General features: G+C 61.1%; 4 protein-coding genes and 1 pseudogene. All 5 read right to left on the minus strand.

Annotation, left to right across the window (positions count from 1 at the left end; genetic code table 11):
* Nucleotides 1–289 precede the first annotated feature (289 nt).
* A complete protein-coding gene (locus tag AWB65_RS26875; protein ID WP_087670053.1) occupies nucleotides 290–3,151 on the minus strand; it encodes an NACHT domain-containing protein in 2,862 nt (953 codons plus the stop codon).
* Between the two features lie 2 nt (nucleotides 3,152–3,153).
* On the minus strand, nucleotides 3,154–3,513 hold the full coding sequence (locus AWB65_RS26880; protein ID WP_087670054.1) for a hypothetical protein: 360 nt from the start codon (nucleotides 3,511–3,513) through the stop codon (nucleotides 3,154–3,156).
* A complete protein-coding gene (locus AWB65_RS26885; protein ID WP_087670055.1) occupies nucleotides 3,510–4,214 on the minus strand; it encodes a DUF4062 domain-containing protein in 705 nt (234 codons plus the stop codon). Before AWB65_RS26885 ends, AWB65_RS26880 begins: the two co-directional genes overlap by 4 nt.
* A 347-nt stretch (nucleotides 4,215–4,561) precedes the next feature.
* A pseudogene (locus AWB65_RS26890) lies at nucleotides 4,562–5,110 on the minus strand (Tn3 family transposase); the annotation flags it as partial.
* 333 nt (nucleotides 5,111–5,443) lie between these two features.
* A partial coding sequence (locus tag AWB65_RS26895) for a glutamine amidotransferase-related protein (RefSeq protein ID WP_200821806.1) occupies nucleotides 5,444–6,132 on the minus strand: 689 nt, incomplete at its 5' end.

A 6,132-nucleotide genomic window follows, 5' to 3' on the forward strand; every position in this document is an offset into this window, starting at 1 on the left:
AGCCCGACCTGCGGATCTCGGGTTCCCAAGTTCATCGCGGCCGCGACGCGTCCGACGCTATCGGGCACTGGCATGCGATAGAGCGCAGATAGGCGCAGCGGGCGATATCTCGGTCGTTGTTGAACGAGCCGCCGCGCAGGACCTTTCCAGACTGCCTGGCGGATGGCGCCACCCACCAGGGAAAGATAGCGAAAAAAACCACGTTTCGCGCAGCGGAGAAAGTCTCTCTTGCCCCCTCCAGAGCCGGAATGTTCAGAGTGCCGGAGCCCAGAGATGCCAGAGAGCAGAGTTACGAAACAGGCGAAGACCGCAATACCACCCGAAACCCGATGTAGCCGCAGCGGGGGACTGGAGGATTCCAACTGCGACTGGCGCAGCGGGCGAGACCTGGGCCGACGCTGAACGAGCCGCCGCGCAGGACCATGCAATCCGTTGCGGTTGCAGTCGGGTTCTCGCGGCCATCATCTGCGAGGTAGGGATAGGCAGCGTAACGGCTGCGTGTCCATTCAAAGACGTTGCCTATCATGTCGTACAGGCCGAAGCCGTTGGCAGGAAAGCAGCCTGCCGCCGACGTGTCGCCGATCCCAGAATCGGCGTAGTTCGCCCGATTCGGATTGGGTGTCTCGCCCCAGGAGAAAAACGGTCCGCTCAATCCGCCCCGCGCGGCCTTCTCCCACTCAAGTTCGCTGGGCAGGGCGACGCGCCAGCCGCTGTCCCGCACTAGGCGGGCAAGGCCGCTCTTCTGAAGTGCTGGCGAAGTGACCAGCATCTCGTGCAGCCAATCGCAATAGGCCAGTGCATCGTGCCAGCTTACGAAGCGCACCGGTCGGCTGTCCGGGTCGCGTAGTGCTCTGGCATCGCCAATCTCGAATCCCGTCGACTCGACGAAGGCCCTGAACTGTGCGATCGTAACTGGATAGCGTGCAACGTAACAATCCGGAGCCGGGGTGGGTGCATCGTTGATCTCTTCGCCCGGCACTTGGAGACCGGTAATCGCGACTCGCCGCAAGTCAGAATTGGGCGTGCCGATCCGGAAATGCGGGTCAGCCGCGATCCGCACGAACCCGAGCAGGTCGTCAGCCGGCAAGTAGAAGCACTGCGGATCAAAGCGCGCATCGCCGAGGGCCGCCAGCAGATCCCCAGCCTGCGCGCGATTTGCGGCGGGCAGACCGCCATCGTCTGGATGCACCGAGAGCGACGCGGCGAGCCAATCGGCCACGCGCTCCGTTATGGCGCGGGTATGCTCGTTCTTGTGGATTGCGCTCAGACCAATTTCCTGCAACTGCGTCCCGGCAAGGAACGCACACATCCAGTCGGCCGCTTCCGGTCGTCGCCTAGCGCGGAATTCGGCAATTGACCTGCCGCCGATCAGCGCGTCGGCTGCGCTGGCACCGCGCTCGACCTTAGCGAGGCGCGCCGCCAGCGGCAACACGACTTGCCAGTGCGACGGTGCGCTTCGGGCCAAACGGGTACACTCGGCCGCGAAATCGTCCCGTGTGAACAAATAGCACGCGGCGAGAAATTCCTGAAAGGTCCGATGGGGAAATGCAAACTGCGGCTCCCCGTGCTTCTGGCCTTGGCCGACCAGAAGGCCAGCGCGCTTATCGATGTAATCAACGACCATCGCAGCCTTATCCCAACTATCGTTGAACAGCGGCCGAAAGGCGCGAACCAACTGGTGCTCTCCGATGTCCGTCTTCCCTTCCGGCTCAGGATCGCCTCCCGAGGCCGGCGCGCCCCCTTCAAGGCTGTCCTCATGTACATTGAAAGCCAACTCCTCCAGCACCTCGCGCAGATCCGAAAGTTTCAGGCCCGGCATGGCGAGTTCATCGAGCAGTGCCTTGTCTGCGCCGATCTGACGGTTCCAGCGCAGTATGAGCAGGTCCACCGAGTCGTTGTACAGGTCGGCTCGATCGTCGGGCAGCCGTCCGCGATTGGCGTGCAGCGTGGCCATGAGCGTGAGCAGTAGCGGGTTGCAGGCCAGTGGCTGCAGATCCGGGCGCTGCCTCGCCTCCAGAAAGTCGCCCCTCTTGCGCTCAGCGTCCCCGGGAGCGAGCCATGCGCGCGTCACGAGTGCCGCATACCAAGCGCGGATGAATTGCTTGACCTGCTCGTCATTGAAGTCGGCCAACGCGTACACGCCACGGGCGGGGTCGGGTCCGCCCGGCCATGCATAGGGCCTGGCGGTGAGTAGGAAGCGGCACTTGGGCCCTGCGATCCGCATAAGCTCCTGGACTGCTCCCAACACCCGCTGCTGCTTTGCGGCGTTGCCGCATTCGTCAAGACCATCAAGCAGGATCAGGGCACCATGGCTGCGTGCGAGACGCGTGACGTATTTCATTGTGTCAACCGACAGGCCGTAGCCGCTGGCCTCCAGATCATCCCCGATGAAGGTCCAAAGGTCGTAAGCGCGCGCCGCATCGCTGCCGACGGGAAGCTTGTCGGCGAAACGGCGCAGGACGACGCGGATGGGCAGCAGCACATCGTGCGTCCAACTGTCGCCCAATCTGGCGAGTTCATCCCGGTGGCCCTGCCACACTTGGGCCAACGTGAGCAGGACGTTCGCGCCGAAAGTGCTCTTGCCACTTCCTGGCCTGCCCAAAATGGTGAGTTCTCGATGCGCGGCGAGCGCTTCGAGTGCAGAGACGGGACGGTCCTGGTGCTGCGTCGCCGCGTCACCGCTCAAGGGGCGCTGGTTGCGCAACAGCCACTCAGTAAGCTTCATCTCCTTAGGGATGCGCAGGCGGGTGTCGAGTGGCACGTAGACGTCAGCGAGCTGCAGCGGCTCCAGCTTCGCCTGCATGGCAGATACGTCGATTTCGCCCAGCATCAGGCCGGCGAGATCGGCTACAAGCCCATACAGATATAGCGCAATGACCGACTTCGCTTCCTCGGCGTCCTCGCCGCCGTGGATGATCTGGCTCACACGCTCAGTGAGGGCGATAGCGATGAAATGGCCTCCTTCCGTAATTACCTGGGTGCCGGTATTGATGGTGCCGGTGTTCTGTCCGCCGACATGCACACCTCCGGCGCCGACCGACCTTGTGCTCCCCGAACCGTCCACGGTAGGACGCTGACCAGCTTCCAGTTCGGCAATGCGACGCCGCAGGGCTTCGATGTCGTCGTTGGGGTCAACGGGCGAAGAATTCATGGTCAGCTCGGATTCAGTTTGTCCAGAACGAACTCTGTCACGGGCCCCGCAATGCCGCCGAGCATTGGTGTGGAAAATATGTTCACGACCGATCCGACTGCTCCCGGCACCATACTTACGAGTTGGTCGATGAGTTTGCCGATCCTGCTGTCATCGGCTTCCTCGCCCTTGGCGACTTCGGCCTTGAGGTCCTGCACTTGCTGCACCGCCGCGGCTTGCTGGCCAGTTGCCGTCTGCCGTGCCACGACCGCCAGCAACGGTGCAAAGAGCAGTTCCAGGTCGCGTTGCGAAACGCCTTGAGAGACACAATATTGCGCGCCGCGGCGGATCACGGCCCCCGTCCCCGAGACGCCGGCCTTCACATTTCCGCCGACGTAGGCGCCCCCCCCCCCGTGTTCACTTGCGTCCCGGAATTGATGCTGCCGGTGTTCTGTCCACCGACATGCGCACCACCGGCGCCGACCGCCACCGCTCCCTGCCCCTGCGCGATCGCTCCGCTGCCAGAAAGGCTTGCCCGGTAGGTGATCGTGCCAAGCATGGCAGTGTCACCGGCATCCGGATTGAGTTCGATAAAGCCATTTGCAACGAGCTTGTCCAGTTGTCGAATGAAATGCAGTTGGAGCGCATCGACATTCTCGTACACCGTATAGAAGTGGCCGAGCCCTTTGAGCTTTCCCTGAAAGGCACGCAGGCTCGCTCCGTCGCTTTCGCTTTCGCTTGCGCTGGTTGTACTGGTCTCGGAATTCCTGAAATAGGTGAACACGAAGGGTTTGCTGGTCGATTTGAACTGCCCGAAGGCAGTTTCAAATTCTTCTTCGGTGTATTTGCCCACCTTCGTCCAGAACAGCATGACAAAGACATCGCATTCGCGAATGGCCTTGTTGTACTCGTCCTGCAGAGCGGTCTTCGAAACGGCATCGAGGAAGTCCTCCCATAAGACAAGTTCGAGAAACACGCCTCGCTGAACCCAAACCTTATTCTTCCGGGAGATCGCTACCTCAAAGGCCTGCCGGTCGATCTCCAATTCGGTGGAGGAAGCAAGAAATATCTTCTTCGTTTGCATCGTGACTGCTCCTTGTCCGCAATGAATAATACGGGGCGTCACCGCAATGGCGCGTACCGATCTTGATGGAGCGACTCGGGCGGCAAAGTGAATGCTCCGGTAACTATAGTCGTCCACGCCGGCTAGGTGGAGTGATTGTGCAATCAAACCCCTCCTGGGGCCGATAGAACTCGCGGATTTTGGAAAGCCGCTAGCCGAATGAGACGGTTGAGCAGTGCCTGGGGATGCTGCGCCTTCTCAAGACAGGGGTTGATTTCCGTGCAAATTCCAGGTTAGGGCGCTCTCGCTCCGACAAAGCTTTGCGTTCTGGCGCCAAAATAATACCTTTTTAGTCAGAGACTTCCTGTCTACCCCCGAACGTGATCCGGCGCATCGCTATCGCGCTGAGTGGCTTCACGCGTCGCCACACCTTGAACCAAAATTGGAAGGAGTCTGCTTGCGTAGCGTCCGACGGGAAAAGTGAAGTCCCGCGGAGGTTGATGCGCTCCTGATGCGTCGGCGCAATCCTTCTGAGCTGCTCGGCTCCAGGCGATTCGCCTCCAGAGGCTTGTTAGCATCTCGAGTTGCTGCATGTGCGTCGTGTTCCATGCCATCAGAATGTTCGCAAGCAACGTCAATGCGGAAGACACGGCTGAGAGCGAATCTTCGCGCCGAGCCAATTTGACCGGGATACGCCCAACATGGATCGCACGTTGGACGACATGCACGGCCTCGCCCCGATTCAACACGTGCTGCAACTCCGTGCGGAAAGACGGGTTCGTGAAGCAATCGATCAGGAAGATGCTACGGAACAGCCGACCGATGTGGACGCCTCCGTCATAGACCGGCTGCCCACGAGCTGCTGAGCCGAAGCGGGTTAGGGCTTCCACTGCAGTGCATTTTCCTAAGCGAATCGATGGATGCCTCCGTTCAAGCGCTCGCGCCAGTTCTCTTCAATCTACGCTTCTGATTGACATAATGAACATTTAGCGACTATTAATACGGTATCCCTACCAAACAACTGGCGAGAAACGACTTTGCGCATTTGCGTGCTTCAATCCACGCGCTTAAGGGATGACCTTGCTTCCACGCAGTTTCCGGGTTAGGCTCCAACCCGAAATCTGCATCGGAATCAGGAACGCCCCGTGTGTTGATCGTGGCATCGGGCGGGATGCCGCGTTGTTCGCGTCGGCGATCAGCTAAGTTTGAGCTTTTGCGCATGCGCCCGCTTTCGAACCGGGCGCATACGCTTATGAACGGCGCGCCGCCGCGTCCAGAAACGCAATCAGCAACGGATGCGGCGCGCCATCACGCGACGACAGTTCGGGATGCCCCTGCATGCCCGCAAAGAACGGATGCTTATCGGCCTCGATGGCATCGGCGATCGAGCCGCTCTCGTCGTGCGCGCTGACGGTCACGCCGAGCGTCGCGAGCGGCGCTTCGAGCGCCGGATTGAGCCTGTAGCGATGATTGCAGAGAATGCTCGCCTGCGCGCCGAGCATGGCCGCGATACGCGATCCCGGCACTAAGCTTAACGGCCGCAAGCCTGAGCGATGCAACAACACGCCATCCTCGCCAACATGAATCGGCTCGAAGCTGGCGACGCGCGCATCGGGCTGCGCTTCCTTCATGCCGATCTCATCGCTCTTCAACACGAGCCGCGCGATGGCCGTCGCCATTGACTGCATGCCGAGAGACAAACCCACGACCGGAATCGACGCCAGCCAGCCGAAACGCGCGGCCTCGATCTGTCCCGCCACGTGCGCTATGTCCGCGCCCCCCGGCAAAAGAATGCCGTGTGCATCGGCGAGCAAAGTTTCTGCGTTGTCGCGGTCGATGTCCTGTGCCGCGATGAAGCGCACGTCGAGATCGAAGCCGAGCGCATCGGCGGCGTCACCGAGGGCGGCGAGCGTCGCGGGGTATTGCTGATGCTGGTCGC

Source organism: Caballeronia humi, assembly GCF_001544475.1.
Classification (GTDB): Bacteria; Pseudomonadota; Gammaproteobacteria; order Burkholderiales; family Burkholderiaceae; genus Caballeronia; species Caballeronia humi.

Excerpts from the sequence above, each read along its gene's own strand:
- AWB65_RS26885 (WP_087670055.1), bottom strand. The coding sequence starts at position 4,214 with ATGCAAACGAAGAAGATATTTCTTGCTTCCTCCACCGAATTGGAGATC.
- AWB65_RS26875 (WP_087670053.1), bottom strand. The coding sequence starts at position 3,151 with ATGAATTCTTCGCCCGTTGACCCCAACGACGACATCGAAGCCCTGCGG.